Genomic DNA, 26,731 nt, shown 5'->3' with positions numbered 1-26,731 from the left:
GCCTGCTCGGTTACCGCGTTCACCCCTCCAGTGTGCCGTATCGCAACTCGCCGCAGGCGCCCGAGGGTTGGTCGGCCAACCGGGGATAGGGAACAATCGTGGAAGTGAACCGAGGAAATGCACCACGCGACCCGAGGCAGCCTCCTCGCCCGTCGCCCGGCGCGCACCCGGGAGCAGCAAACTATCCGGTCGACGGTGCCGCCGGCCCGAGGCCACCGCGCCAGGGCCCCCCGCCGCCTCGACAACGACCGCCGGGCCCACCTCCGGCCGGGCCCTCGCCCCCCGGCAACTCGCCCCCCGGCAACCCGCCGACCGCGGCCTATCCCTCGCCGGGTGCAACCCGCCACGAGACCCGGCAGCAGACCTCGCACAATCCGCATCTGCCGCCGCTCGACGAGACCGACTACCACCGCGACGACAACCAGCGTGCGATGCCTCGCAAGCTCACGGTCACGCGGGTGGCCGCGCTGCGCGGGCGCGAACTGACGTCCAAGGGCATCGGCAAGATCCACCAGGCCGCCACGGCCGACGGCGCCGACCGTTCGGGTCTGACCGCGCTCACCTACCCGACCGTCGTCAACTTCGCCGTCGACGCCGCCATGACCATCGCCCTGGCGAACACCCTGTTCTTCGCCGCGGCGAGCGCCGAGTCCAAGGGCAAGGTCGGCCTCTATCTGCTGCTGACCATCGCGCCGTTCGCGATCATCGCACCGCTGATCGGGCCGATGCTCGACAAACTGCAACGCGGCCGCCGTATCGCGATGGCCGGGACGTTCGTCGGACGCACACTCCTGGCCGTGTTGATCATGGCCAACTGCGGGTGGGACGCCGCCACCAGTCAACTGACGTACGACCCGTGGGTGCTCTATCCGTGCGCTCTCGGAATGCTGGTGCTGTCCAAGTCCTTTGGAGTCCTGAAGTCCGCTGTCACGCCCCGTGTCCTACCCCCGTCCATCGACCTCGTGCGGGTGAACTCCCGGCTGACCACCTTCGGACTGGTCGGCGGAACCATCATCGGCGGCGGCGTCGCAGCGCTGTGCGAGGTCCTGCTCGGCAAGGTGCTGCCGCTGCATCTCCCGGGAGCGATGGTGTGGTTGGCCATCATCACCGTCGTCGGCGCCGTGCTGTGCATGCGGATCCCGTCGTGGGTGGAGGTCACTGCCGGTGAGGTCCCGACCACACTCACCTACCACGGTGAACCCGCCCGCGACCCGCTGTACCGGCCCGATTCCGGTCCTGCGGCGACCGAGCCGCCCGGTGAGAAACAGTCGCCGGTCAAGGCGCTCGCGGCCAGCATGCGTCAGCCCCTGGGGCGCAACGTCCTGGTGGGCCTGTGGGGCAACGGCACCATCCGCATCCTCACCGGGTTCCTGACCCTGTTCATCGCGTTCTACGCCAAGTCGCAGCAGGGCGGGGGCAGCGGATGGGCGCAGGTCGCGATGCTGGGCGCCGTCGGAGCCGCGGCCGGTATCGGCAACTTCATCGGCAACGCGACCGGCACCCGCCTCGAGCTGAAGAACCCCCAGAACATCATCGTCATCGTCACCGGGGCCTGCATGGTCGTCGCGGCGGTGGCCGCCATCTTCAGCAACCTGCTGCTGATCGCCATCGCGGCACTGATCGCCTCGGGCACCAGCGCCATCGGCAAGGTGTGCCTCGATTCATCGATCCAGGATGACCTGCCCGACGAGTCCCGGGCCTCTGCCTTCGGTCGCTCCGAAACCGTGCTGCAGATGAGCTGGGTGTTCGGCGCATCGCTCGGAGTCCTGCTGCCGCCCAACCTCACCATCGGCTTCGGTGTGGTCGCGGGACTGCTGGCACTCGGATTCATCCAGACCTTCGTCACCAACCGAGGGTCGACACTCGTCCCCGGCTTCGGCGGCAAACGACCAGACATGACAATGCCGACCGGCGCGATCCACATCGATCCGAAAACCCGCGAGGCCTGGAACAAAGGTGCACACGGCGCATGAGATTGTCCTCGGGCGAAAAGAAGTTCTTCGCCATCTTCTCGATCGTCGCTGTCCTCTTCGTCGCCGTCGTCGCCAGTTCCGTGGCAGTGCTGGCGTCGGGACACGAGGCCGACGACACCCCGTACGTGCAGGTGGCCAGCGGAGACAAGCTCGTCCGGGTGGAGCCGCTCAAGTACTGCAGCATCGACATGCAGAAGTGCAACCAGGAGGCGCTCGACCCGCCGGCACGAGTTCCGGTGAAGGTCGGAGACACCGTGATGCTGTCCCTGTCGGCAGAGCTGGCGGTCGGTCCGTGGACCCTGGTGGTGCAGTACCTCACCGCCGAGGGTTCGGACATCGGCGACGAGGTCTTCTACCCCAGTGATTCGGCACGAACGATCACGCTCGACTCGACTCGCGACCGGATCCTGGCCGCCATCGAGATCAAGCAACCTTCACAGGTCGAGGACGAGTTCGGCTTCGTACCCCGCGGAATCTGGGGAATCGACACCCTCCCGGACGGCGTCGAGGTGCCCGCTCAGAGTCAGTAACACCCAGCCGCAACCGGAAATGGTGGGTTGTGGCGCGCGTGACCAGGGGAAACGCTCGCCAGAACCCACCAAGATCGGAGGTCGGGCTAGTTCTCGAGCTCGCGGGCCACGGCCCGCACGACCTCGGAGATCATCTGCGCGGTCTTGCGATCGGGGTAACGCCCCTTGCGCAGATCCGGCTGCACCTTGCCCTCGAGCAGCGTGACGAGGTCGGCGATCATGCCGTGCAGTTCGTCGGTGGTGTGCTTCTTCGGCTGATCTTTGCGTGCGGCCTCGCGCGTGTTCTTGGCGACGCTCGGGGCCGGATCGAGCACCTTCACCGACAACGCCTGCGGCCCACGACGTCCCGCGGCCATCCCGAACTCGACCTTCTGGCCGGGCTTGAGCGCCTCGATCCCATCGGGGAGCGCGGACGAACGCACGTAGACGTCTTCGCCCTCATCTTGCGAGAGAAAGCCGAAGCCCTTCTCCGCGTCGTACCACTTCACCTTGCCGCTGGGCACTGCGCTCACCCTCATCTGCTCGTCATCAAACAAAACGAAAGCGCCCGCTGTGACGGTAGGTCCAGCCAGACGCGTTTGGGTCAGTCTAGCCCCTGGCCCCCGCGGGCAGCACAGGGGTTTTCCCGCCCCCGGCGGACTGCACTACCGTTGACCACATGCGCAAAACCGACGGCAACCTGCTCCTGCGGGTGGCACTGGGGCTCTTCGCGATCGGGCTCATCGCACTGGCCGTGCTGTTCTTGATGACGCCGATCACCGGTGAGAGCGCACCGCTGTTCGTCTATCTACTAACCATGTGCGCGCCCCTCGGATTTTTATTCGGGCTGATTTTTGCCCTGCGATCAGGCCGACGGCAGCGTGCCGAGCGGCGCAACCCGACCGGCGACACCCCGGCGAACTAGGCTGGTCGGTGACATGACGACACCAATCGACGGAGCCCTGACGCCGACCAGCGATGGATCGGCCTTACGGCGCGCCTACAGCTGTTTCCCGACCGGTGTGGTGGCGGTCTGCCATCAGTCCGGTGATCAATCGATCGGCCTGGCCGCCAGCTCATTTGCCACGGTCTCACTCGACCCGCCGTTGGTGTCGCTGTGCGTGCAGAACGAGTCGACCACGTGGCCGAAACTCCGTAATGCGCCGGTACTCGGGGTGTCGGTCTTCGCCCATGATCAGGACGCCGAGTGCAAGCAGCTCGCCGGAGCCGCGGATCGCCGCTTCACCGGGCTCGATCTCGAGACGACCGAGGACGGGGCACTGTTCATCGGCGGGGCCGTCGCCCAGCTCTCCTGCACCATCTACAACGAAATTCCCGCAGGCGACCACAGCCTGGTGTTGCTCAAGGTCAACGCCTTGCGCGCCGACCCGGTCCACGAACCGCTGGTCTTTCACGCGAGCACCTTCCGCGCCCTGGAACGGAAAAAGGCATCGACTCCGCAGTAGCGGACTCAGACGGCGACGGCGTCCGCATGTACGGATGCGGCCACGGCCATCACCCCCGGCGGCCCGACCATCAACCGACACAAACCGTACGCTGGGGGCTGTGACTGTCATCGCTCTCGGCATGCCGAGCGGCTTGTCCGCGCAGAAGCCCGTTCTGCGCGACGCCGCCATGCCCACCAGCGGACCCATGGTCGACACCTTTGGGCGCGCCGTACGTGATCTGCGCGTCTCGGTCACCGACCGCTGCAACCTACGCTGCACCTACTGCATGCCCGCAGAGGGACTCGATTGGCTTGCGCGGGACAAAGTTCTGACCGCCGAGGAAATCGTTCGGGCGGTCTCGATCGGCGTGCGGCATCTAGGCGTCGAAGCAGTGCGCTTCACCGGCGGTGAACCGTTGCTACGAAAAGACCTGCCCGACATCATCGAGGCCGTCGCCGCACTGGACCCACGTCCCGAGATCGCGCTCACCACCAATGGCCTGGGCCTGAAACATCAGGCCAAGCGGCTGGCCGACGCCGGACTGAACCGGGTGAACGTATCGCTCGACACGGTCGATGCGGCCAGATTCGCCGCGATCACGCGTCGCGACCGGCTACCCGACGTGCTCGCCGGACTGGAGGCAGCGGCAACGGCCGGCCTGTTCCCGGTGAAGGTGAACGCCGTCCTCGACACCGAGCACGGTCTCGACGATGCCGCCGCGCTGCTCCGGATGTGCCTGGACCGCGGCTACGAACTCCGCATCATCGAGCAGATGCCTCTCGACGCCGAGCATCACTGGTCGCGCACCACCATGATCACCGCGGACCAGATCCTGGAGCGGCTGCAACGGGAGTTCGATCTGCGCCCGGATGCCGCACCACGAGGCGCCGCGCCCGCGCAGCGCTGGACCGTCGAGGGGTACCTCGGTGCCGACGGGAAGCCGGCCCGCGTCGGGGTCATCGCATCGGTCACGCGGCCGTTCTGCGGTGACTGCGACCGCACCCGCCTGACCGCGGACGGACAACTGCGTAACTGCCTCTTCGCCACCGACGAGACGGATCTGGCCGATTTGCTGAAGTCAACTTCTTCTTCAGATGAAGAAATCGCGCTGCGGTGGCGCGAATCCACCTGGGGCAAGCTCCCGGGCCACGGCGTGAACGAACCGGGCTTCCTGCAGCCGTCCCGACCGATGTCTGCGATCGGCGGCTGAGATGGAGATCTGCGTCCGTTTCTTCGCCGCAGCCCAAGCTGCAGCAGGGACTGAACAAACTGTGGTGAAGCTCACTGACAAAGCCACACTTGCCGATCTGGAAAATGTGTTGGGTCAACAGAATCCAGAATTGGCCAACGTACTTAACCGATGCTCGTATCTGCATGAGTCAATTGCCGTTCGCGACCGCTCGCGCGTGCTGTCGAGCGGCGACACCGTGGACGTGCTCCCACCCTTCGCGGGCGGATGAGACCATCGATTGAGGGTTGGCGATCGGGTCGATCGACCCACAACGCCGCCTCATTCCTTCGGATGACACAGTGACCTTCATCACATAACGGTACGGTCACGGTACGGACACGGGACGACAGTCATAGCGATGAGCAGCGCGAATACGAAATGAACGCGAAATGGCCTCCCGACACGTCAAACACCTCACCTCACAAAGATGTGTGTCGACCCGAATTAACACGTACCGTCTGACTCGGTTGATCTGATCGACCGCAACGCAATTGAATATTCCCGGCTCGCCGCGCCCAACCTCGTCCCGCGAACCGAGAACACAACAAACGCAATTCAGGGACGAGGGCGGGGGACCCAAACATCTCCTGGAGATCACCGGGCTGCCGACGATCGGAAGCGACACGCTTTCATCCGACGGAGTCCTTGGGGTGTAGTTCCACTGGAACCGAGCAACCTCTCGCTCGAACCCGACAGCTGACTTCGTAGGCGCGTGGAGAGAGGAAGCAAACTCATGTCAGGACGTCATCGTCAGTCGACCAGCACCGGTCGCACCCTTGCCAAGATCGCTGTCACCTCTGCCGTGATCGGTGGCGGCGCAGGCCTCGCGTTTGCAGGCGGCGGCAACGCCGGTGCAGCAACCGACGCCGAGTGGGACACCGTCGCCGCGTGCGAGTCGGGCGGCAACTGGGCCATCAACACCGGCAACGGATACCAGGGCGGACTGCAGTTCTCCCCGAGCACCTGGGCGGGCCACGGCGGCACCGAGTTCGCGCCGTCCGCGGACCAGGCCACCCGTGAGCAGCAGATCGCCGTTGCCGAGCGCGTGCTCGCCGGCCAGGGCAAGGGCGCATGGCCCACCTGCGGCACCGGCCTCAGCGGCGCCACCGAGCGCAGCGCGCCTGCTCCCGAGGCTGCCCCCAGCCTCGAGATCCCGGCTCTGCCGCAGATCCAGCTCCCGGACCTCGCAGCGCAGACCGATGAGATCGCGAACCAGCTCAAGGCCTCGATCTCCGATCCCGCCATCAAGGCGCTGATCGACCAGGCCAACGCGGCAGGCGATCTCGACGCCGGCCAGATCGCCTTCTTCAACCAGTACAAGGACGTTCTGCCCCTCTCCTGATCACGGAGACCCAGACGAAGGGCCCCGCACGCGACATCTGAGTCCGTGCGGGGCCCTTTTCCATTCCTTCTCTACGGTTCCAAGAATGGGTCAGCGGGTGGGTGCCGGGAACAGCGTCTTCTCGAGCGTGATGTCCCCCTCGGCCTCGTCGACGAACTCAGCAGGACTGTGGCCGGCGAGGATCTCCGAGACTGCAACGACGACCCGCGGATCGGCCGGTTCGACCTCATGGACGAGGTCAGGAATCGGTGCAACCCGGTATTGGCCGCCATCGAGACGACCGTCCGCCAGTTCCTCGTCGCTGCGGATCGAGTAGTACGCCGTGTCGCCCGGGGTGTCGTCGCCGGTGATGAGGTCGGCGATGAACGGGGTCACCGGGCAGCCGTCCCAACCGAATCCGGGCAGTTGCGCGCAGCCACCGGGAGATCCGTACTGCGGGGTGCCGATGGCGATGTAGGTGTCGACCACGTCTGATCCACCGAGGGTCTTCAGATAACTACGGGCCGAGAGTCCACCGTAGCTGTGGCCGACGATCGCCACCGATTCGGCGTCAACGCCTGCGGTGGCTTTCGCGACCGCGGCCTCGACGACGCGGGTGTCGGCGGGGAGATCAAGGCCTTTCACATCGACCGTGTGCACGGTGTACCCCTGCGCGGTGAGCTCGGCTGCCATGTCCTCGTACTGATCCAGGCTCGTGGTCCCAGGAGTCGCCTGCTGGCCGGGCACCAGGACGACGATGCGCTCCCCCGCCGGAACTCCGTCGGCCGACGCAGCCGGTATGGACAGCGAGCCGACGGCGGTCAGCAGGACCATGGCAGACAGCGCGCGTGTTAGGCAACCCTTGGTTTTCATGGTCGGACCGTACCGGGCAACTGCGCGAACTTCAATCGCGACCCGTGAGGGGAGAACGTCAGGCCGATCCGACCCACTCGTCGGAACCATCGGCGAAGATCTGGTGTTTCCAGACCGGGAGTTGGGCTTTCACCTCATCGACGAGGAGTGAACAGGTGGCGAAGGCGGCGCCACGATGGTCGGCGGCGACGGCGACCACCAGTGCGGCGTCACCGATCAGGAGGTCACCGACCCGGTGCGACACCGCGACCGCCCGTACCCCCTCGGCGCCCGCCGCCACGTCGGCGACCACCTTCGCGACGACGTCGGCCGCGGTGGGGTGGGCACTGTAGTTCAGCGCGGTCACGTCCCGGCCACCGTCGTGGTTGCGTACAGCGCCGACGAAGCTCACGATCGCCCCAGCGGTGCCACCGGCGGCATCGGCCGCGAGTTGCTCGTGAAAGGCGGTCGACAACGGCTCTTCTGTGACGGCCGCTCGCGCGACGACGGCAGACATCAGTGATCGCCTCCATTGATCTGGTCGACGGCGTGGGCGAGCACCGGATCCAGCACCTCGAGGCCGTCCTTCACCCCGCCGGTCGAGCCGGGCAGGTTCACGATCAGCGTGCGACCCACGGTGCCGGCGAGGCCTCGTGAGAGGACGGCGGTGGGCACCTTCGGCAGCCCACTGCGGCGGATGGCGGCGGCGAGGCCCGGGATCTGCCGGTCGAGTACAGCGGCGGTCTGCTCGGGCGTGTGATCGGTGGGGCTCAATCCGGTACCGCCCGTGGTGATCACGACGGCGGCCCCTTGCGAGATGGCCTCGCGTAGGGCGCCGCCCACCGGATCTCCGTCAGGGACGACGATCGGGTCGGGCACCATATAGCCGCGCTCCCGCAGCCAGGTGGCGATGATCGGTCCGCAGCGGTCGGGGTAGACACCGCCGGCTGCTCGGGTCGAGGCGACCACGACCACAGCGCTCGGGTCAGTCATCGCCCGACTCCGGGTCACGTTTCCAGTGCCCCTTCTTGCCGCCGGTCTTTTCGAACAGACCGATGTCGGTCATCGATGCGCGTGGATCGACCGCTTTGACCATGTCGTGGAGAGTGAGACCCGTCACTGCAACGGCGGTCAACGCTTCCATCTCGACACCGGTGCGGTCGGTGGTCACAGCCGTGGCCCGGACGCCGATCGACTCCTTGCCGAGGTAGAATTCGACACTCACGGAACTGAGCGCCACCTGATGGCAGAGCGGGATGAGTTCAGAGGTCTTCTTCGCCGCCATGATCCCCGCGATCCGGGCCGTGGCGAGAGCGTCACCCTTGGGCAACCCGTTGGACGACAGCAACGTGATCACTTCGGCTGTGGTCCGAAAAGTGCCGGTGGCCACAGCTTTTCGCGTCGTCGCGGGTTTGCCGCCCACATCGACCATGCGGGCCGCCCCGGCATCGTCGAGATGACTGAGGCGTCCGCCCTCGGCCGACGTCGCCAACGGATCAGCGATTGACGGAGGTCTTCGGGTGGATGTACGGGAGATCCTCGACGGGCAGTGGGAACTCCACATCACCGAACGGCGACAGCGACCCGGACACGTTGGCCGCGAACTCGCTGATCGCGTGCTCGCCTTCAGGAACTACCGGCCAGCCATTGTCGACGTACTTCTTCTTTTCAGCCACGGGCGTCATTCTGCCATGAACCACCCGCATATCATCGGCTGGATGAAGACCGAGGCGCCAACCAGTCTGGCCGACGACCTCGCGGGCCGCGACGACGACCAGCTGCTCGACCTCATGCATTCGCGTCCCGACCTGGCGAGCCCGCCACCGCCCGGCGTCGCGGTGCTCGCGCAGCGTGCCCTGTCGGCCGCATCGGTCAACCGCAGTGGCGAAGAACTGGACCTGCCGGCGATCGCAATACTCGAGACGGTGAGCGCCCTCGGCCCCTCCCCGGTGTCCACCGCAGCCATCGTCGAAGCGCTGTCCGGCCGGTCGGATCCGGCAGACATCCGCGCCCGGATCGACAGACTCATCGACCTCGCCCTGCTCTGGGGACCCCCCGAGGCCCTGGTCACAGGCCCGCACCTGGCCGCGGCCTGGCCCTGGCGTTCACGGCTGGCGACGGCCGCGATCAACACCCTGACCCTCGAGGAGATCCGGGAGAAGATCGCCGCACTTCCCGAGCGTGAACGAGAGCTGCTCGGCACGCTGGCCTCGGGCCCCGGTCTCGGACGCACCCGCGACGCCGCGCTCGGCCCCGACTCGGATCGTCCGGTGCCGCGGTTGGTGCGCGAGGATCTGCTGGTCGTCGTCGACGATCAGACCGTGGAGTTGCCGGTGGTCGTCGGCCAATTGATCCGCGGCGAAGACCCGTCCGAGCCGGCCGATCTCCGGCCACCGGAGCTGACCGGCGCCGGGGGCCGGAAAATCGCCCTCGGCGAGGTCGACGCCGCGGCCGCCGGTGAAGCCCTGGAGTTCCTCCGGCATGCCGCCGACACCCTCGACACCCTGGGAGTACAACCCGCGGCGATGCTGCGGGCGGGCGGGATGGGCGTGCGGGAGATCCGCCGGCTGGCGAAGCTGGTCGGCGTCGACGAGAAACGCATCGGCCTGGTGCTGGAGGTACTGGCCGAGCTACGGCTCATCGACTCCGGATTCCCCGTCCCCGACATCTCCGACGGGGTCGAACCGTCCTGGGCGCCCACCTCATCGACAGACAGCTGGATCCATCAGGCCGCCGAGCGACGTTGGTTCTCGATCGCGTCGGCGTGGGTGAACCTGCAGCGCCGGCCGTGGCAGATCGGCGGTCGCACCCCCGAAGGCACACCCATCGGGGCCTTGGTCGGTGAGATGGCCGAAGGTGCCGCCCGGGCCGAACGGCTGCTGGTGCTCGAGGCACTCGGTGCGGCACAGGCCGGTGCCGACGTCACGCCGGTGTCGGTGGCCAGGTACATCGCCTGGCGACACCCGCGATGGGTGCGCCGAATGCCGCGAACGACGATCACCGAAACCCTCTCCGAGGCACAGGCTCTGGGGTTGGTCGCCCACGGCGCACTGACGTCGGCGGGGCGCCACCTGATCGCAGCGGGTGCCGCCGACGACGTGGAGAAGCACACCGTGGCGGCGATGGCGCGATCGATTCCGCCGCCCATCGATTTCTTCCTCGCCCAGGCCGATCAGACAGTCACCGCTCCCGGACCACTCGCACCTGAACTCGCCGCCGACCTCGCCTTGGTCGCCGACCTCGAATCCGGCGGCGCCGCATCGGTCTATCGCGTCTCCGAGTCGTCGGTCCGGCGCGCACTCGACGCCGGCCGCACCGGGACCGAGCTGGTCACCTTCTTCACCACACATTCGAAAACGCCGGTCCCACAGTCGATCACGTACCTGATCGACGATGTGGCACGCAAGCACGGTCAGTTGCGGGTCGGCGTCGCCACGTCGTTCATCCGGTGCGAGGACGCGACCATGCTGGCAGCGGTTCTCAGTTCCCCTGTCGCCGAGCAGCTCTCCCTGAGGGCTTTGGCACCGACGGTCGCGGTGAGCACCGACCCGTTGATCGAGGTCCTCGAAGCTCTCCGCGCAGCTGGTTTTGCCCCGGCGGGTGAAGACACGACCGGCGCACTGGTGGATCTGCGCACGCGTGGCGCCCGGCTGCCGACACCCCGGGAACGCCGGACGGCCCGCACGTCGACACTCGTACCCCCGACCCGGGACCGTCTGGCCACCGTCGTCACCCACATGCGATCACAGGATGCGGCCAACGCAGCCGTGGCCACCAGGATCGGCGCCGGAGGCTCTGCGGTCACCGGCGGCGGCACGCCCGCCGCGGCCCTGCTGCAGACCGCCCTGAACACCAAACGCACGGTGCGTCTTGGTTACGTCAACGCGCAAGGGTTCGCCAGCAAGCACATCGTCGCGCCCCGGATGATCGGCGCGGGGCAGGTCGTCGCGGTCGAACCGGGCAGCGAAGAAGAGCACCGGTTCTCGCTGCACCGGATCACCACGGTCGAAATCGTCGACTGACCTCCCGATCTTGGTGGGTTTTGGTGGGTGAATCCCCAGGTCGCCGTCGCCAAAAGCCACCAAAACCGGCTGTCGTGGACAATGGACCCTTGTGACCGATGGACCATTGATCGTGCAATCCGATAAGACCCTGCTACTCGAGGTCGACCACCCCCAGGCGGCGCAGGCGCGGGCGGCGATCGCACCCTTCGCCGAGCTCGAACGGGCTCCCGAACACGTGCACACCTACCGCGTGACCCCGCTCGCTCTGTGGAACGCGCGGGCCGCCGGACATGACGCCGAGCAGGTCGTCGATGCCCTGGTCAGCTTCTCCCGGTACGCGGTGCCGCAACCCCTGCTGATGGACGTCGTCGACACCATGGGCCGCTTCGGCCGGCTCCAGCTGGTGAAGAGTCCCGTCCACGGCCTGACGCTGGTGAGCAATGACCGGGCCGTCCTGGTCGAAATCATGCGGAACAAGAAGGTTGCGCCGATGCTCGGGGCGCGGGTCGACGACGACACCGTCATCGTGCACGCCTCCGAACGCGGGCGCCTCAAGCAGATCCTGCTCAAGGTCGGCTGGCCCGCCGAGGACCTCGCGGGCTACGTCGACGGCGAAGCCCATGCGATCTCCCTGGATGAGAACGGCTGGGAGCTGCGCGACTACCAGCAGCTCGCGGCCGAGTCGTTCTGGGCGGGCGGTTCGGGCGTCGTGGTCCTGCCCTGTGGTGCGGGCAAGACGATGGTCGGGGCCGCCGCGATGGCCACCGCCCAGGCCACCACCCTGATCCTGGTCACCAACACGGTCGCCGGGCGGCAGTGGAAACGAGAGCTGATCGCGCGGACCTCGCTGACCGAGGAAGAGATCGGCGAGTACTCCGGCGAGCGCAAGGAGATTCGGCCGGTAACCATCGCGACCTATCAGGTGATGACCCGTAAATCGAAGGGCGAGTACCGCAACCTCGACCTCTTCGATTCCCGCGACTGGGGTCTGATCATCTACGACGAGGTCCACCTGCTGCCGGCACCGGTGTTCCGGATGACCGCCGATCTGCAGTCCCGCCGCCGCCTCGGTCTCACCGCGACGCTGGTCCGCGAGGACGGCCGGGAAGGTGACGTCTTCAGCCTGATCGGACCGAAGCGCTACGACGCGCCGTGGAAGGACATCGAGGCCCAGGGCTGGATCGCGCCTGCCGAATGCATCGAGGTGCGGGTGACCCTGACCGACAACGAACGCCTCGAATACGCGGTCGCCGAGCCCGAGGAGAAGTACAAGCTCTGCTCCACCGCGCACACCAAGATCAACGTGGTGAAGTCGATCCTCAAGAATCACAAGGATTCCCAGACGCTGATCATCGGGGCGTACCTCGATCAGCTCGACGAACTGGGCGAAGCCCTCGACGCACCGGTCATCAAGGGATCGACGAAAAACAAAGATCGCGAGGTGCTGTTCGCGCAGTTCCGCACCGGTGAGATCCAGACGCTGGTGGTCTCGAAGGTCGCCAACTTCTCCATCGACCTGCCCGAGGCGTCGGTCGCCGTGCAGGTGTCGGGAACCTTCGGGTCGCGACAGGAGGAGGCGCAGCGACTGGGTCGGCTTCTGCGTCCGAAAGCCGATGGCGGGCAGGCCCACTTCTACTCGGTGGTCTCGCGCGACACCGTCGACGCCGACTACGCCGCCCACCGGCAGCGCTTCCTCGCCGAGCAGGGCTACGCGTATCGGATCACCGATGCCGACGACCTGCTCGGGCCGGCGGTCGGCTGACCCCAGCCCCCGTCTCTTCGGTGATCGCTACTCGGTGGGGTCACCCAGGCAGTAACCCAGCGGCTTCGGCTTGTCGAAGGTGACGGGGTCGTCGCAGTCGGGAACGGTCACGGAGTCGACCCTCGCCGTGACTTTCACCGTCCGGTTGAGCTGGCTGCTGTCGCCTGCACCGCAGGCCACCTCTTTCATGCCGGTCAACGACGAGATCGGGATCTCGTAGCATTTGCCCTGTTCGAAGTTCGGGACGAGACAGAGTTTGGTGGTCTCGTCGCCGGTCTGGGTGAGCTCGGAGTACTGCTCTCCCCCGCATGAGCCGTCGGTGGAGTCGAGCGTCTCGGCGACATAGAAGTTCAGCGGATCCGTGTCCCCACAGTCGACCTTGTCGAAGTCGGCATCGGAGTTCGAGCCGGTGACGGTCACGCAATCGCCCGCCTTCACGTCACTGATGTCATCGGTGAGCACGACGCCGACGACTACCAGGGCGACGACTGCGGCGACGACGAGCGCCACCAACGATCCGATGATGATCCAGATCGTCTTCTTTTTCTTCGGTGGCGGGGTGTTGTAATTCGAGCCGCCGTACTGGGGCACACCGCCGCCGTAGGGCGGTTGCCCACCGCCGTACGGCTGGCCGGGCTGTCCGTATTGCTGCCCGCCGGCGGGATACGGCTGCCCGCCCTGTTGCGGGTTGGGCGGGTAGTTCGGCTGGCCGCCAGGTGGCGGGTAACCGGGTTGTCCCTGCGGACCGGGTGGTTGATTGTAAGGATTTCCGCCGCCGGGAGGGTTGTACTGGTTCCCGCCGCCGGGCTGATTGAACGGCCCGGGCGCACCGGGATATGGGCCTTGATCGGACACGAGATACCTCCGGTGACGTGGATGCCTGCGCTGTGAGCGTACTGGCCGGACAGCCCTCCCGCCGGTCGATTCCACCCTGGTGTCCCAAAAATTCTGCTTTACCAAACCGATTGATCGCGATCGCAAATAGGTAAGCTGGCCGAATGACTGCTAAGCGTGGCATGCGGACCGTCGCACGGTTACAACCGTTTTCATCCACGATCTTCGCCGAGATGTCGCAGCTGTCGGTCACGCATGACGCCATCAATCTCGGCCAGGGTTTTCCTGACACAGACGGCCCCGCCGCCATGCTCGCCGCCGCGCAGGACGCGATCGGCACCGGACAGAATCAATATCCCCCCGGCCCCGGGATCCCCGCGTTGCGGGCTGCCGTGGCCAAGCATCAACTCGAACATTATGGGCTGCAGTACAACCCGGATACCGAGGTGCTGATCACCGTCGGCGCCACCGAGGCTATCGCGGGCGCCGTCGTCGGCCTTGTGGAGCCGGGCTCCGAGGTCGTCATGATCGAGCCCTATTACGACGCCTACGCCGCCGCGACCGCCATGGCGGGAGCCAAGCGCGTGACCGTGCCACTGGTCGCGGACGGCGACGGCTTCACCTTCGACCGCGACGCCCTGGCGGCAGCCGTGACCCCGAAGACCGCGCTGGTGGTGATCAACAGTCCCCACAACCCTACGGGCACCGTTCTTTCCGCCGACGACCTCGCAGCCATAGCCGCGGTCTGTATCGACAACGACGTGGTCGCATTGACCGACGAGGTCTACGAGCATCTGCTGTTCGACGGCCGTCAGCACACCCCGCTCGCCACCCTGCCCGGCATGAAAGAACGGACATTACGGGTCTCGTCGGCGGGTAAGACCTTCAACGTCACCGGCTGGAAGGTGGGCTGGATCAGCGGTCCGGCCGAACTCGTTGCCGCGGCCCGGGCTGCGAAACAGTTCATGAGCTACGTCGGCAGTGGCCCGTTTCAGCCGGCGGTGGCGGTGGCCCTGGAGTCGCAGATGGACTGGGTTGCGGGATCGGCGGCGGCACTACAGCGCAAACGCGACCTGATCTCGGCGGCGCTGACGGATGTCGGATTCGGTGTACACCGGAGCGAGGGAACCTACTTCGTCTGTGCCGACCCGCGGCCGCTCGGCTACCACGACGGCGCTGCGCTGTGCCGCGACCTCCCCGGCCGCATCGGTGTAGCCGCGGTGCCGGTCAGCGCCTTCGTCGATCACCCCGAACCCTGGAATCATCTGGTCCGCTTCGCTTTCGCCAAGAAAGACGACGTGATCGCGCAAGCTGCAGACCGACTCCGAGCGCTCGCCTGACCCAGGCGCCATCGAGCGTGCCGAAACAACCGTTCACCGTGCCCAAACAACCGTCGACCGTGCAGAAACAACCGTTCACCGTGCCGAAAAGCCCAGCGAGCGTGCCGGAATGGCGCCGGTGCGACCTCAGCCGAGGAGTTTTGGCACGGTCGGCGGCTGTTTCGGCACGGTCGGCGGCTGTTTCGGCACGGTCGGCGGCTGTTTCGGCACGGTCGGCGGCGTTACCGGCACGGTCGGCGGAGGTCTAGGCGGGCACCGCTGGGGTGGGCATCAGCTCGGCCAGGACGTCGTTGATGGTCAGCACCCCGCGGAACCCGGCGTCATCGACTACGACAGCAAGGTGATTGCGGCTCTCCCGCATCGTGCCGAGTGCCTCGTACACGGGAGTCGCCGCGGCCAACGTCAGCACCGGACGCATCAGGTCCGACGCGGTCGTATGTGCGGGCGCATCCACGCTGTCCCGCACGTGCACCACGCCTTCGATGCCGCCGGCGCCGCTGACCAGCAGTCGCAGATGTCCGCTGCGATGACCGGCGCCGCGCACGTCTGCCGCGCTCGCACCGATGTCGACCGTGCTCGGTGCAGCGGTTACGGGTACGAGTTCGCCGACGGACAGGTGCTCGAGCTCCAGCGCGACCGCCAGCTGTCCGTGATACCGCTCGTCGAGCGTTCCCACCGTCGCCGAGTGTTCGACGAGGTGCTTCAGGGCGGCTGAATCCTGGCCCGTGTCAACCTGATCCACCGGCGTCACGCCGACCGTGCGCAGGAGCGCGTTGGCCATCTGATTCAGCAGGTTGAGCAATGGCCTTGTAAGCCACATGAACCCGCGCATCGGGATGGCCAGCAGGGTCGCAGATTTTTCCGGATGAGCGATCGCCCAGGACTTGGGCGCCATCTCCCCGACCACGAGATGCAAGAACGTGACGATGATCAGCGCGAGCACGAATCCGAGCACGTCGGCCAGCCAGAGGGGCGCACCCCAGTCATCGAAGATCGGGGTGAGCCAGTGGCGCACAGCAGGTTTGGTGACTGCACCGAGCGCGAGCGTGCAGACGGTGATACCGAGCTGCGAACCGGCGAGCAACACCGAGAGCTCGCTGGAACTGCGTAGCGCCGCGCGCGCCGACCGGCTGCCGGGTGCGGCGTCTTCGAGGCGGTGCCGCCGTGCGGCGATCAGCGCGAACTCGACTGCGACGAAGAACGCACTCGCGGCGATGAGCCCCACGGTGACGGCGAGAACGATCCACGGATCACTCATCGTCAGATCCTTCGTCGATGGCCAGCGTCACGAACAGCGATGCAGGCACGTGCTTGTCGATCTCCAGTACCTCGGCGACCAGGGCGCGTTGCGGCGCCGCGTCGTCGTCTAGCAAGTCCGACGGGTCGGCCGGGAGGGGGATCCGGACGACCTCACCGATCGCGGGCAACCCTTCGAACCGGGCGACGACCGCGCCGGCGAGGGTCTCGAAATCGCCTTCGGGCAGGTCGAATCCGAGCACTCGCTGCACTTCGTCGATGTGCATGTCGCCGGTCATCGTCCACCCCGACTCGGGCGAACCCTCCACCACGCTGACACCTTCGGGATCGTGTTCGTCGACGATCTCGCCGACGAGTTCCTCGGCCATGTCTTCGGTGGTGATCACGCCGGCGAAACCGCCGTACTCATCCACCACGAGCGCCATCTCCTCCGACTGATCCGAGAGCTGTGCCAGAACCTGCGGCAACGGCAACGTCGTGGGTACGACGACCGCGGGCCGCATCCGACCGGCGGCCGTACCGTCGACCGAATCGCCGAGGAGATCGTGCAGATGGATGACACCGCACAATTCGTCGGCGCCTTCCCCGATCACGGGGTAGCGCGTGTGCCCGGCCCCCATCTTCGCCAGCACCTCCGAGGCCGGAGTGTCGGCACGGACGGTGTCGACTCGTGAGCGCGGGATCATGGCATGTTCGGCGGTCCTCGTCGGGAAGTCGAGAATCCGATCGAGCAGGGTCGACAGTTCGGCAGGCAGTTCCCCGGCATCGCGGGACTGCGCCACGATGTGTTCGAGGTCGCGGGCCGTCGCCGAGTGCTCGACGTCGTGCACGGGTTCGATCCGCAACGCCTTCAGCAGCAGATTCGACGACTGGTCGAACAGCCAGATCAGCCAGCCGAACAATCGCAGGTAAATGGTGGTCGACCTCGCCAGCCACCGGGCAACCGGTTCTGGTCGCGCGATGGCCAGGTTCTTCGGGAACAGCTCGCCGAAGAGCATCTGCACGAACGTCGAGAACAGCACGGCCAAGACCACACCGACGGCAATCCCGACCGCCGTCGGAATCCCGACCCCACCGAGTAGTTCGCCGAGGCCCCGGCCGATCAGCGGCTCGGCGACGTAGCCGACCAGCAGACCGGTCACAGTGATCCCGAGCTGGGCACCCGAGAGCATGAACGACGTGCGGCGGGTCACCGACAGAGCCCGTGCCGCACCGGAATCGCCGGCCTCGGCTCCGGCCTTGAGCCGGGAGCGATCGACCGACATGAACGCGAACTCCTGGGCTACGAAGTAACCCGTGAGTGCGGTGATGAGAAGGACTACGAGAATTCCGAACGCGATGGTCAGAACCGTCAACGCGGGCTCGACCCCGCTTCGATGTTCGTGAGGGACTCGGGCGGTGTGCTACTGCACCGTGCGCTGACCATGGCTCTTTCTGTTGTCGGGACGATCAATCGGGAAATGTATCAGCCAATAGTAAAGGATATTTTGCAATCGAGTCGCCACCCGCAGCGCCCGGACCAGAAACTGTTCGTATGTATGTTCGATGGCAGGTAGTCTGAGACGTATGCACCCCGGTCGCCAGGCATCGCTGTTCGAGGAGGACGCAGCAGACGAAAGCGAACAAAACTCAGCAGTCGGCGACCACACCCCCGGATTGGCCCCGCTCGCCGGTGTCGTCGCCCGGCGGACACTCACCGCTGGAGCCTGGGTCGATCTGAGGCCGGGCTGGGTCACCGGCGCCGACGAATTGTTCGACCGTCTGGAATCAGATGCTGCGTGGCGCGAAGAACGGCGGGTCATGTACGACCGCGTCCTGCCGGTACCGCGACTGGTCAGCCACTACGAGGATCGCCGCACTTTCCCACATCCGTTGCTGGAGACATGCCGCGGCGCTCTCACCGACTTCTACCGCGACGAGTTGCCTGAGGGTTTCAGCTCAGCCGGACTGTGCCTGTACCGCAACGGAAATGACAGTGTCGCCTGGCACGGCGATACCATCGGTCGCGGCAAGACCGAGGACACGATGGTCGCGATCCTCTCCCTCGGATCACCGCGACCGCTGCTGCTGCGGCCCACGGGCGGTGGCCGATCGCTGAGGTTCACCGTGGGTCACGGCGACCTACTGGTGATGGGCGGGAGTTGCCAGCGCACGTGGCAGCACGCCGTCCCGAAGACCACCGGGGTCGGACCCAGGATCAGTGTGCAATTCCGCCCCCACGGCGTGCGCTGAAGCAGAGCCTCAGAGCGGGTCGTCGACGCCGGTCAGCGCTCGGCACCGGAGAATGCGTAGTGCACACCGGTGAGCGACTCGGACAGGTCCCACAGACCGGCTGCGACAAGCTCGTCGTGAGAGCGCTTGTTCGATTTCGCGGGTCCTGGTGCGCCCCGCATGCCGCCGAACTTAGTGGGTCCGTAGAACGCGCCGGAGCGCGCCTGCGGGGAGGTCGCGGCATACAGTCCGGGCAGCGCACCATCGGCCGCGGACTGGGCCGCCAGATTTCCGATCCCCATGAACCGGTCCCAGATCGAGTCGGTATGGGATTGTAGCTCGGTCGCCGCGTATCCCGGGTGGGCCACAATGGATTTCACCGATGATCCGGATGCCCTCAGCCTCGCCGCGAGTTCGTAGCCGAACAACAGATTCGCCAGCTTCGACTGTCCATACGCGGGCCAGCGGCTGTACCTGCGCTCGCGGTAGTTGGGATCCTCGAGGTTGATCTTGCCAATCTGGTGCATGGACGACGACATGGTCACCACCCGATCGGAGATCTTGGGGAGCAGCAGTCCCGTCAGGGCGAAGTGTCCGAGATGATTTGTGCCGAACTGCATCTCGTAACCCTCGGCCGTACGAGCCTCGGGCACGGCCATCACGCCTGCGTTGTTGATCAGCACATCGATCGGGCCGGTGCGCTCGGCACAGGCCTGCACCGAACTCAGGTCGGCGAGATCGAGTTCGGTGATCGACGCACCCGCTCCGATCCGGGCTGCTACCGGTTCGGCCTTGGACACGGTGCGGCAGGCGAGGATCACCTCGGCGCCCGCGGCGCCGAGCGCGAGTGCGGCCTCTTCACCCAGGCCACTGTTGGCCCCGGTGATGAGGATTTTGCGTCCGGTCTGGTCTGGGATGTCAGCAGTAGTCCACGTCATAGCTTCAACGTACCTGTGTTCACGTGCATGTCTCCTTGTGTTGGAAGGTCTTTACCGACGCTCACGTAGTCCGAGCATCATGCCGGGGATCTTGATCACGCTGCCGACGAGCGCCTTGAGGCTCCATTCGGCCGGATCCGCGCCGGCGGCAATGGTGTAGAGCTTGGTCGGCACCGCACGACCACGCAGCACCAGCGAACCGATCGAATTCCATTGCGCGGATTCATCTTTCGACGCATCCATCGCGGATCCGCTGGCCAGCACGTGCGACCGCACCGACTTGGCGGCCTCGGACAGCCTGGCCGATTCGTTGACGGCGTCACCGACCACGGTGTACTCGTATCGGGTGACAGCGCCGATGTTGCCTGCGAAGACGGTGCCTGCGGAGACGCCTATCGAAAATCGAAGCGGCCGAAGAACCTCCAGTTCCGCATAGAGATCACGGGCAGCGGCCAGCGCCGCGCCCGCGGGGTCGTCGACCGCGCTGGGAGCACCGAAGATGGCCAGTGCGGCGTCGCCCTCGAACTTGTTGATGAAGCCGTCATGACGGTCGACGACCTCTGCGACGATGGCGAAGAAGCTGTTCAGGAGGGTGGCGACGGTTTCGGGTTTCTCGCGCTCGGCGAGCTTCGTCGACCCCTGGATGTCGACGAACAGCACGCCGACGAACGCGTTCTCACCGTGGAAGCCCGCGCCCTGTTCCAACGCCAGTCGGGCGACGCCGTCCCCGACATGGCGTTCGAAGAGTTCCCTGATCTGCTCTCGTTCGGCGAGCCCGGCCACCATGTCGTTGAAGCCCTGCTGCAGGATTCCCAGCTCGGACGAGTCGTAGACGTCCACCACAGGGTGAACCTGACCCGACTGCACCTGCTCCATACCGGTCCGGATCTCGCGCAGCGGGTCGGTGATCGATCGTGAGACCAAGACGGTGGCCCGGATTCCGCCGAGCAGGCAGAAGATGGCGAGCACCACCGCCGGCGTGTCGATCAGCATGCGGTTGTCCGGCAGCCAACCCGCCAGCCGGCCGACGTTGATCGCGATGATGCCGAACAACGGGATGGCACAGAAGACGATCCACACCGCCAGCAGACGTTCACGCACGCCGAGTATCGCGCCGCCGAGCACCCCGCCGCGCAGCGCAATGGCGACCAGCGGCCGCGACATCCGCTCCACGAACAGGTAACTGAGGCAACCGGCCGACGTGCCCGCCATCAGGAATGCGGAACCGTAGACGACGAACTCGACCGCCGAACCGCCCAGCCCGATCGGGATGTAGACGATGGCTCCGACAGCCCAGGTGAGCAGCGCTGCTCCCGCCTGCTGCAGCGGCATCAACTGGATCGATCGACGCTCGGCCGGGGTCGCGGGTACGGCTTTGACGAACCAGGTCAGCTGTGGGTACAGCAGGTAGATGCTGAGGGCGCCGCCCACGGCGAGCGCCGTCACCACCGCGATGATGAGAACGGGCAGGTTGGACCCGCTGATCATCCCCGAGACGCTCAGCTCGCCGCCGGTCATCACCAACTGGATCATCACCACGGTCTCGATCGCGGCGATGATGTTGCTGATTGCGAGTCCGAGGACCGCGAGGATGATGAACCGGTTCGCGACGTGTCTACGACTGTCCGGGCCGTCCTGACTCGGGTCGGGCACACCGATCAGAAAATCGTCGAGGTGCACGACCGCGCTCAGCGCACCGGAGACCCCGGATCGTCGAGCGCTCGGTCGTGCCATCGAGGTCCGCCTTCTCTCGCCGCTGATCGTGCCCCGGACGTGGCCCCGACCGCAACGGAAGTCTCGCCGGTGAGTATACATAATGCAACTGGAGTTGCGTTAGAGTGGAGCAGGTGACGCAGCCCCCTCCCCCCGCACCGGAGCGACCGAGCACGACCCGGTCGCATCGTCGGGGGGCCGCTGTCCGCGACGGCGTGATGTCAGCCGCGGTTCATGAGCTGCTCAACGTCGGTTTCGACGGTCTGACCATCGCTCACGTCGCCGAGCGTGCCGGCGTCCACGTGACCTCGATCTACCGGCGGTGGAAGACCAAAGAGCAGTTGGTCACAGACGCCCTCATCGATCATTTCGATCCATCGATCGCCTCTCCGGACACGGGTTCGCTCCGCGGCGATCTCATCGCGATGTGCGCCGATCTGCACACCTCTCTCACGAGTCCGCAGATGAAGGCACTCCTGCGACTGGCGGCGATGCCGGTGGACATCGACCCTCTCGACGAGGCACGGCGCCGCATGGTCGAGGCCAGACTCGATGTGCTGGCAGTGATCTTTGCGCGGGCCATCGCTCGCGGCGAGATTGTCGACACCGTTCAACCCGACTTCGCATTGGCACTCGAGGTGCTCCACGCACCTATATACACGCGGGTGCTGCTCAGTCGCGAACCCGTCGACGAGCACTACCTCGGCGGCCTCGTCGATCTGCTGCTGGCCGGACTCACGGCCCACTGACAGATGGAAACGGCGGCCGCGGCACCGGGATCTTCCGGTACGCGCGGCCGCCGCTGAACCTGATCCGACGGGGGGATCGGACCAGGTGGTTTCAGGCGAGATCAGGCAGCTTTGCCGGCCTCGATCTCGAGGGTGATGGTGACCTTGTCGCCGACGACGCTGCCGCCGGTCTCGAGGGGCATGTCGATGTCGATACCGAAGTCCTTGCGGTTGAGCACAACCGAAGCCTCGAAGCCTGCGACCGGGCCGTTGCCCATGCCGGGGTTGACACCGTTGAACTCGAGCTTGAGGGTGACCGGGCGGGTCACGCCATGGAGGGTGAAGTCACCCTCGAGGGCGTAGTCGTCGCCGTCGGCCTTGACCGAGGTGCTCGTGAAGGTCGCGGTCGGGTACTTCTCGACCTCGAAGAAGTCAGCAGATTTGATGTGGCCGTCGCGGCCTTCGTTGCCGGTGTTGATCGAGTTGACGTCGATCTCGGCGGTGACCGAAGGAGCGCCGTTCTCGTCGACGGTGATGGCGCCCGAGAAGGTCTCGAACTTGCCGCGCACCTTGCTGACCATGAGGTGACGAACGGAGAAGGAGACGGACGAGTGCACCGGGTCGATGGTCCAGGTGCCGGCTTCCAGATCGGTGGTGGTGAGTGTGGTGCTCATGTGATTGCTCCTTGGTGAAGTGCGTTTTGGGCCTACAGAGAGTCTAAACGGACCTTGGTCCGAATACATTCCCGGATGACCCGATCGATCATTCGAGTGCGATTGACCTGCGTCGACGCTGCCAGAATGTGACCGGAAGCACTCCCGGCTGTCCGTTTCCTTGCATAATCTGAGTCGGGGCGGGAAGCGAAACTCGAGACAGGCGGTAGCGCAGTGGCAGAAACAGAAGTCCTCGTGGTCGGAGCCGGACCGGTCGGGTTGACCGCCGCGATCGAGCTGCGACGGCGTGGCGTCCGGTGCCGAATCGTCGACCCCCTGCTCGAGCCACCGCAGTATGCGAAGGCAGTCGGGGTTCAGCCTCGGACGCTCGAGGTCTTCGAGGGCATGGGTGTATTGCGTCAGATCCTGGACTCCTCGACACAGATGCGCGGCCAGGTTGTGTTCGTCAACGGCGAGGAAGCGGGACGGATCGACCTCGAACTTCCGGACGATGTGCCGTTCGGCTTCGCCTCGATCCCCCAGTACGTCACCGAACGCATCCTGCGGGAACGACTCGCAACCCTCGAGCAGCCGATCGAGCGCGGCAAGGCTCTGACCGGTTTCGAGCAGAACACGGACGGCGTCACCGCGACCCTGTCCACTCCCGACGGCGAAGAGACGGTCACCGCCCAGTACCTCATCGGCGCGGACGGAGCGCACAGCGTCACCCGGAAGACCCTCGGCCTGACCTTCGAGGGCGCGGCCTTCGAAGAGCAGTACATGCTCGGCGATGTCGAGGTCGATTGGTCGCAGCCCGCCGGCTACGGAATCCGGGCCATGCACCAGACCGACGGAAAGACCGATGATCTGCTCGTCTGCATCCCCCTGTACGGCCGGGGTAGGTACCGGATGTCAATGTTGGTCCCCGACGAACTCGCTACCGCGAAACCCGAACGCGGCGCTGTCGCACATGGATTCGAGGGTGAGAAGAAGCCCGAACTCTCTCACGTCCAGGCCGTTCTCGATCGCCTCTCCCCCGAACCGACCACCGCACGAAATCTGCGCTGGTCGTCGGTGTTCCGGATCAGCCACCGCATCGTGGATTCCTACGGTCACGGTCGGGTCTTCGTCGCAGGCGACGCCGCGCACATTCATCCGCCCACCGGCGGGCAGGGCATGAACACCGGCATCCAGGACGCCCACAACATCGCCTGGAAGGTGGCCTTGGCCGTCCAGGGCAAGGCCTCGGACGGGTTGACCGCCAGCTACGACGCCGAACGCCGACCCGTCGGCGAGGAGGTTGTCGGCCGTACCGTCCGCAGCGCCCGTGAGGGTATCGGCGCGGGAGAAAACGACCCCGCCTATGTCATGCGCCGCGAGGCCCAGCTCCTCATCGAGTACGCGGACAGCCCCCTCATCGAAAAGTCCTCCGACGAGGCGATCCTCCGGCCAGGGGTGCGCGCTCCGGACGCCAAGGGTCTCACCAGGGACATGGTCACCGACCCGATCCGGTTGTTCTCGCTACTGGACCGGTTGCGGCACACCGTCGTCATCCACCTAGACGGGGCAACGACCACCGACGATCTCCTCGAGATCGAGCGCGTGGTCGAGACCGCGCAGTCGGCTGCTCACGGTGAACTCGACATCTACCTCGTCGCCTCCCCGGGCGCCGAAGTCGCGCCTACCGTACTGCCGGTCATCCGCGACACCGCTGGGACCTTCGTCGAAGCCTATGGCGCCCAGGATCGTTCGCTCTTCGTGATCCGGCCGGACGGCTATTTGGGGTACAGCGCAGGCGCGGTCTCCAGCGACGATCTCGTCGTTCACCTGAAGAAGACCTTCCGATAGATCGCGTCGGATCGGCGGGTCCCCGACCGGGACCCGCCGATGGACGGAGTTCGGGCGAACGCGGCCCCCGGAGTGCGTGAGGATGAGCAGATGTCGTCGGATTCCAGGCGGTCCACCCGCGAACCGCGATGGTGGGTCCGCGACGTCCTGATCTCGGGGATCGTGGCGGGTGGTCGTCAGCGTGGGCACCATCGTCGGGCAAAAACTCATCGACGACGTGCGCGCCGATCGCGATCACGAGATCTCCCGGCAGGAGAACGCTCGCGCCGAGCGGCTCGAGAATCTGCGCTTCGTCCGTGGGCGCTCGATCGCCGACCCCACTGTGGAGCGGCCGTTCTTCGCCATCGATCTGGCCGGGCTGAGCCTGGCCGGGCTCGACCTGCCCCGCGCGAACTTCGGGGAGGCCAAGCTCAGCGGATGTGATCTGCTGCAGACCAATCTCGAAGGCGCGAACCTCGCCTATGCCGACCTCACCGGCGTGCTGGCCATCGGTGTCAATCTCAAGGGTGCCGACCTGACCGGCGCGGACCTGCGATACGTGGTGATCAACAACGAGCTCGCGCAGTCGCCGGCCCCCGGACAACCGGTGGTACTGACCGAATTGGCCGGAGCCAAGGCGCCCGGTGCCGACTTCAGCCAGACGGGCCTGGTCGAGGTGAGCCTCGCCGACATCGATCTCACCGATGCGAAGTTCGTCGATGCCACCTTCGCCGGGGTGGATCTGACCGGGGCCAATCTGTCCGGCGCGGACTTCGACGGAGTCTCGTACGACAGCGCAACCATCTGGCCCGCCGGTTTCACACCACCACCCAGCGCCGAATAGCCCGCCATCCCCGATGATGGGTCGTTTTGGCGATCATTTGCGCAGGTCGCGACCGCCAGAACGACCCATCATCGGGTCACTCGTGGTGAATCCGGCCGTCGATCTCGGTGAGTGGACGACCGCCGCCGCCCCAGCGTTTCGCGATGATCTCGGCCGCTATGGACACCGCGGTCTCCGCCGGCGTCCGGGCGCCGAGGTCGAGTCCGATCGGACTGGAGAGCCGATCGATCTGTTCATGCGTCAGCCCCGCTTCGCGTAACCGGTCGAGCCTGTCGAGATGGGTACGCCTCGAGCCCATCGCGCCGACGAACGCGACCTCCGGCATCTGCAGCGCCACCTCGAGCAACGGGACGTCGAACTTCGGGTCATGCGTGAGGACGCAGATGACGGTCCTGGCGTCGAGCGATCCGGTCGCGAGCTGAGCGGACAGATACCGGTGCGGCCACTCGACGACAACCTCGTCGGCTGTCGGGAAACGTGCGGACGTCGCAAAGACTGCGCGGGCATCGCAGACCGTCACGCGGTAGCCCAGAAACGAGCCCTGCTGTGCGACCGCCGCGGCGAAATCGATGGCCCCGAACACGAGCATCCGTGGACGGGGGGCGTGAGCAGCGACGAACACGGCCATACCCTCGCCCCGGCGTTGACCGTCGGGACCGTAGGTCAGCACCTCGCTGCGGCCGGCGGCCAACAATCCCCGCGCGTCGTCGACCACCGCGTTGTCCATCCGACCGGAGCCGAGTGACCCCTGCGCGGTGTCGGTGCGGACGATCAGCCGGCGACCCACCCACGAGGCGTCGACATGCGAGACCACGGTCGCGATGGCCACCGGACGGTGCTGCTCGATGTCGTCGGCAATGTCACCGAGTTCGGGAAACGTTGTCTGAGATACGGATTCGGTGAAGATGTCCAGGATTCCGCCGCAGGTCAGGCCGACCGCGAACGCGTCGTCGTCGCTCACCCCATAGCGCTCCAGCGACGGTATCCCCGACTCCGCAACGGCGGACGCCGAGTCGTAGACCGCTCCCTCGACGCAGCCGCCGGACACCGACCCGCTGACGGTGCCGTCCGGTGCGACCACCATCGACGCACCGGGCGGCCGAGGCGCCGAACGGAAAGTCCGGACAACGGTGCCGACACCGGCGGTCCCGCCGCTGCGCCAGATCTGCATCAGCTCTGCGAGCACGTCCTGCATCGTGGCCTCCATGCCGGTGCCCGGCCAGTGATTCTGCGACCGACACCGCGTCGGCAACGTCCAACGTAAACTCCGATCGTGGCACCCGCCT

General features: G+C 66.2%; 27 protein-coding genes and 1 riboswitch. Of the genes, 14 read left to right on the top strand and 13 right to left on the bottom strand.

Annotated elements, in window-relative coordinates:
• The first annotated feature begins 104 nt into the window (after window positions 1–104).
• Window positions 105–1,973 carry an MFS transporter gene (locus BFL43_RS15950; protein ID WP_240498301.1) on the top strand — a complete coding sequence of 623 codons (1,869 nt, stop codon included), beginning with the start codon at window positions 105–107 and terminating at the stop codon, window positions 1,971–1,973.
• Complete coding sequence (locus BFL43_RS15945; RefSeq protein ID WP_084893486.1) at window positions 1,970–2,503, top strand: DUF2771 family protein; 534 nt, start codon at window positions 1,970–1,972, stop codon at window positions 2,501–2,503. The genes BFL43_RS15950 and BFL43_RS15945 overlap by 4 nt, the downstream gene beginning before the upstream one ends.
• An 86-nt stretch (window positions 2,504–2,589) precedes the next feature.
• Here the strand turns inward: BFL43_RS15945 and BFL43_RS15940 are convergent, their stop codons facing one another.
• A complete protein-coding gene (locus BFL43_RS15940; RefSeq protein WP_084893485.1) occupies window positions 2,590–3,006 on the bottom strand; it encodes a cold-shock protein in 417 nt (138 codons plus the stop codon).
• A 155-nt stretch (window positions 3,007–3,161) separates the two neighbouring features.
• Between BFL43_RS15940 and BFL43_RS15935 the strand changes: the two genes are divergently transcribed.
• From BFL43_RS15935 to BFL43_RS15915, 5 genes are all read left to right on the top strand, one after another.
• Complete coding sequence (locus BFL43_RS15935) at window positions 3,162–3,407, top strand: hypothetical protein (RefSeq protein ID WP_084893484.1); 246 nt, start codon at window positions 3,162–3,164, stop codon at window positions 3,405–3,407.
• A gap of 13 nt (window positions 3,408–3,420) precedes the next feature.
• Window positions 3,421–3,948, top strand: coding sequence for a flavin reductase family protein (locus BFL43_RS15930; RefSeq protein ID WP_084893483.1), 528 nt, complete (start codon window positions 3,421–3,423; stop codon window positions 3,946–3,948).
• 100 nt (window positions 3,949–4,048) lie between these two features.
• Window positions 4,049–5,140, top strand: a complete 1,092-nt coding sequence (gene moaA / locus BFL43_RS15925; RefSeq protein ID WP_240498300.1) for a GTP 3',8-cyclase MoaA — start codon at window positions 4,049–4,051, stop codon at window positions 5,138–5,140.
• A 1-nt stretch (window position 5,141) separates the two neighbouring features.
• Window positions 5,142–5,390 (top strand): MoaD/ThiS family protein, encoded by a 249-nt coding sequence (locus BFL43_RS15920; protein ID WP_084893481.1) that lies wholly within the window; start codon window positions 5,142–5,144, stop codon window positions 5,388–5,390.
• 310 nt (window positions 5,391–5,700) lie between these two features.
• Window positions 5,701–5,888: riboswitch (cyclic di-AMP (ydaO/yuaA leader) on the top strand.
• Window positions 5,889–5,894: 6 nt separating this feature from the next.
• On the top strand, window positions 5,895–6,503 hold the full coding sequence (locus tag BFL43_RS15915) for a transglycosylase family protein (protein ID WP_084893480.1): 609 nt from the start codon (window positions 5,895–5,897) through the stop codon (window positions 6,501–6,503).
• A gap of 90 nt (window positions 6,504–6,593) precedes the next feature.
• Here the strand turns inward: BFL43_RS15915 and BFL43_RS15910 are convergent, their stop codons facing one another.
• The 5 genes from BFL43_RS15910 to BFL43_RS15890 are packed head-to-tail and all read right to left on the bottom strand — an operon-like array spanning window position 6,594 to window position 9,019.
• Complete coding sequence (locus BFL43_RS15910) at window positions 6,594–7,355, bottom strand: alpha/beta fold hydrolase (protein ID WP_240498299.1); 762 nt, start codon at window positions 7,353–7,355, stop codon at window positions 6,594–6,596.
• A 58-nt stretch (window positions 7,356–7,413) separates the two neighbouring features.
• Window positions 7,414–7,851 (bottom strand): molybdenum cofactor biosynthesis protein MoaE, encoded by a 438-nt coding sequence (locus BFL43_RS15905; RefSeq protein ID WP_084893479.1) that lies wholly within the window; start codon window positions 7,849–7,851, stop codon window positions 7,414–7,416.
• Complete coding sequence (locus BFL43_RS15900) at window positions 7,851–8,327, bottom strand: MogA/MoaB family molybdenum cofactor biosynthesis protein (RefSeq protein WP_084893541.1); 477 nt, start codon at window positions 8,325–8,327, stop codon at window positions 7,851–7,853. The genes BFL43_RS15905 and BFL43_RS15900 overlap by 1 nt, the downstream gene beginning before the upstream one ends.
• Complete coding sequence (gene moaC, locus BFL43_RS15895; protein ID WP_084893478.1) at window positions 8,320–8,826, bottom strand: cyclic pyranopterin monophosphate synthase MoaC; 507 nt, start codon at window positions 8,824–8,826, stop codon at window positions 8,320–8,322. The genes BFL43_RS15900 and moaC overlap by 8 nt, the downstream gene beginning before the upstream one ends.
• Window positions 8,827–8,830: 4 nt before the next feature.
• On the bottom strand, window positions 8,831–9,019 hold the full coding sequence (locus tag BFL43_RS15890) for a hypothetical protein (RefSeq protein WP_206186686.1): 189 nt from the start codon (window positions 9,017–9,019) through the stop codon (window positions 8,831–8,833).
• 6 nt (window positions 9,020–9,025) lie between these two features.
• Between BFL43_RS15890 and BFL43_RS15885 the strand changes: the two genes are divergently transcribed.
• Both BFL43_RS15885 and BFL43_RS15880 read left to right on the top strand, forming a co-directional pair.
• The gene (locus BFL43_RS15885) at window positions 9,026–11,356 is read left to right on the top strand and encodes a helicase-associated domain-containing protein (protein ID WP_143695352.1); all 2,331 of its coding nucleotides are present in this window, start codon (window positions 9,026–9,028) and stop codon (window positions 11,354–11,356) included.
• A 91-nt stretch (window positions 11,357–11,447) separates the two neighbouring features.
• Complete coding sequence (locus BFL43_RS15880; RefSeq protein ID WP_084893475.1) at window positions 11,448–13,100, top strand: DNA repair helicase XPB; 1,653 nt, start codon at window positions 11,448–11,450, stop codon at window positions 13,098–13,100.
• A gap of 27 nt (window positions 13,101–13,127) precedes the next feature.
• On the opposite strand, the gene BFL43_RS15875 is transcribed toward BFL43_RS15880, so the two are convergent.
• Window positions 13,128–13,955 carry a hypothetical protein gene (locus tag BFL43_RS15875; RefSeq protein ID WP_084893474.1) on the bottom strand — a complete coding sequence of 276 codons (828 nt, stop codon included), beginning with the start codon at window positions 13,953–13,955 and terminating at the stop codon, window positions 13,128–13,130.
• Window positions 13,956–14,116: 161 nt separating this feature from the next.
• Here BFL43_RS15875 and BFL43_RS15870 point away from each other — a divergent pair, with 161 nt between their 5' ends.
• A complete protein-coding gene (locus BFL43_RS15870) occupies window positions 14,117–15,274 on the top strand; it encodes a pyridoxal phosphate-dependent aminotransferase (protein ID WP_084893473.1) in 1,158 nt (385 codons plus the stop codon).
• A 244-nt stretch (window positions 15,275–15,518) separates the two neighbouring features.
• Here the strand turns inward: BFL43_RS15870 and BFL43_RS15865 are convergent, their stop codons facing one another.
• On the bottom strand, window positions 15,519–16,532 hold the full coding sequence (locus tag BFL43_RS15865) for a hemolysin family protein (RefSeq protein WP_084893472.1): 1,014 nt from the start codon (window positions 16,530–16,532) through the stop codon (window positions 15,519–15,521).
• Window positions 16,525–17,886, bottom strand: coding sequence for a hemolysin family protein (locus tag BFL43_RS15860; protein ID WP_084893471.1), 1,362 nt, complete (start codon window positions 17,884–17,886; stop codon window positions 16,525–16,527). Before BFL43_RS15860 ends, BFL43_RS15865 begins: the two co-directional genes overlap by 8 nt.
• Window positions 17,887–18,097: 211 nt before the next feature.
• Between BFL43_RS15860 and BFL43_RS15850 the strand changes: the two genes are divergently transcribed.
• Complete coding sequence (locus tag BFL43_RS15850) at window positions 18,098–18,763, top strand: alpha-ketoglutarate-dependent dioxygenase AlkB (protein WP_084893469.1); 666 nt, start codon at window positions 18,098–18,100, stop codon at window positions 18,761–18,763.
• 32 nt (window positions 18,764–18,795) lie between these two features.
• Here the strand turns inward: BFL43_RS15850 and BFL43_RS15845 are convergent, their stop codons facing one another.
• Both BFL43_RS15845 and BFL43_RS15840 read right to left on the bottom strand, forming a co-directional pair.
• Entirely contained in the window at window positions 18,796–19,680 is an 885-nt protein-coding gene (locus tag BFL43_RS15845) for an oxidoreductase (protein ID WP_084893468.1), read from the bottom strand.
• Window positions 19,681–19,731: 51 nt separating this feature from the next.
• The gene (locus BFL43_RS15840) at window positions 19,732–21,414 is read right to left on the bottom strand and encodes an adenylate/guanylate cyclase domain-containing protein (protein ID WP_240498298.1); all 1,683 of its coding nucleotides are present in this window, start codon (window positions 21,412–21,414) and stop codon (window positions 19,732–19,734) included.
• Between the two features lie 113 nt (window positions 21,415–21,527).
• On the opposite strand from BFL43_RS15840, the gene BFL43_RS15835 reads away from it, so the two are divergent.
• A complete protein-coding gene (locus tag BFL43_RS15835; RefSeq protein WP_143695351.1) occupies window positions 21,528–22,142 on the top strand; it encodes a TetR/AcrR family transcriptional regulator in 615 nt (204 codons plus the stop codon).
• 101 nt (window positions 22,143–22,243) lie between these two features.
• Here the strand turns inward: BFL43_RS15835 and BFL43_RS15830 are convergent, their stop codons facing one another.
• Window positions 22,244–22,795: a YceI family protein gene (locus BFL43_RS15830; protein ID WP_084893465.1), complete on the bottom strand. Its 552-nt coding sequence runs from the start codon at window positions 22,793–22,795 to the stop codon at window positions 22,244–22,246.
• Between the two features lie 213 nt (window positions 22,796–23,008).
• On the opposite strand from BFL43_RS15830, the gene BFL43_RS15825 reads away from it, so the two are divergent.
• A complete protein-coding gene (locus tag BFL43_RS15825; protein WP_084893464.1) occupies window positions 23,009–24,622 on the top strand; it encodes an FAD-dependent monooxygenase in 1,614 nt (537 codons plus the stop codon).
• Between the two features lie 169 nt (window positions 24,623–24,791).
• Complete coding sequence (locus BFL43_RS15820; protein ID WP_084893463.1) at window positions 24,792–25,445, top strand: pentapeptide repeat-containing protein; 654 nt, start codon at window positions 24,792–24,794, stop codon at window positions 25,443–25,445.
• A gap of 76 nt (window positions 25,446–25,521) precedes the next feature.
• On the opposite strand, the gene BFL43_RS15815 is transcribed toward BFL43_RS15820, so the two are convergent.
• Window positions 25,522–26,640, bottom strand: a complete 1,119-nt coding sequence (locus BFL43_RS15815; protein WP_084893540.1) for an XdhC/CoxI family protein — start codon at window positions 26,638–26,640, stop codon at window positions 25,522–25,524.
• Between the last annotated feature and the right edge of the window lie 91 nt (window positions 26,641–26,731).

It is taken from the genome of Williamsia sp. 1135 (assembly GCF_002095395.1).
Classification (GTDB): Bacteria; Actinomycetota; Actinomycetes; order Mycobacteriales; family Mycobacteriaceae; genus Williamsia.
Note: the sequence above shows the minus strand (reverse complement) of the source record. Positions and strands in the feature narration are given on the sequence as shown.

Bases quoted from the DNA above. Each gene is read 5' to 3' on its own strand.
- BFL43_RS15845 (WP_084893468.1), bottom strand. From the start codon at position 19,680: ATGACGTGGACTACTGCTGACATCCCAGACCAGACCGGACGCAAAATC.
- BFL43_RS15850 (WP_084893469.1), top strand. From the start codon at position 18,098: ATGCACCCCGGTCGCCAGGCATCGCTGTTCGAGGAGGACGCAGCAGAC.
- BFL43_RS15910 (WP_240498299.1), bottom strand. From the start codon at position 7,355: ATGAAAACCAAGGGTTGCCTAACACGCGCGCTGTCTGCCATGGTCCTG.
- BFL43_RS15870 (WP_084893473.1), top strand. From the start codon at position 14,117: ATGCGGACCGTCGCACGGTTACAACCGTTTTCATCCACGATCTTCGCC.
- BFL43_RS15840 (WP_240498298.1), bottom strand. From the start codon at position 21,414: ATGGCACGACCGAGCGCTCGACGATCCGGGGTCTCCGGTGCGCTGAGC.
- BFL43_RS15830 (WP_084893465.1), bottom strand. From the start codon at position 22,795: ATGAGCACCACACTCACCACCACCGATCTGGAAGCCGGCACCTGGACC.
- BFL43_RS15900 (WP_084893541.1), bottom strand. From the start codon at position 8,327: ATGACTGACCCGAGCGCTGTGGTCGTGGTCGCCTCGACCCGAGCAGCC.
- BFL43_RS15890 (WP_206186686.1), bottom strand. From the start codon at position 9,019: ATGACGCCCGTGGCTGAAAAGAAGAAGTACGTCGACAATGGCTGGCCG.
- BFL43_RS15930 (WP_084893483.1), top strand. From the start codon at position 3,421: ATGACGACACCAATCGACGGAGCCCTGACGCCGACCAGCGATGGATCG.
- BFL43_RS15865 (WP_084893472.1), bottom strand. From the start codon at position 16,532: ATGAGTGATCCGTGGATCGTTCTCGCCGTCACCGTGGGGCTCATCGCC.
- BFL43_RS15915 (WP_084893480.1), top strand. From the start codon at position 5,895: ATGTCAGGACGTCATCGTCAGTCGACCAGCACCGGTCGCACCCTTGCC.
- BFL43_RS15815 (WP_084893540.1), bottom strand. From the start codon at position 26,640: ATGCAGGACGTGCTCGCAGAGCTGATGCAGATCTGGCGCAGCGGCGGG.
- BFL43_RS15905 (WP_084893479.1), bottom strand. From the start codon at position 7,851: ATGTCTGCCGTCGTCGCGCGAGCGGCCGTCACAGAAGAGCCGTTGTCG.
- BFL43_RS15945 (WP_084893486.1), top strand. From the start codon at position 1,970: ATGAGATTGTCCTCGGGCGAAAAGAAGTTCTTCGCCATCTTCTCGATC.
- BFL43_RS15885 (WP_143695352.1), top strand. From the start codon at position 9,026: ATGAACCACCCGCATATCATCGGCTGGATGAAGACCGAGGCGCCAACC.
- BFL43_RS15935 (WP_084893484.1), top strand. From the start codon at position 3,162: ATGCGCAAAACCGACGGCAACCTGCTCCTGCGGGTGGCACTGGGGCTC.
- BFL43_RS15920 (WP_084893481.1), top strand. From the start codon at position 5,142: ATGGAGATCTGCGTCCGTTTCTTCGCCGCAGCCCAAGCTGCAGCAGGG.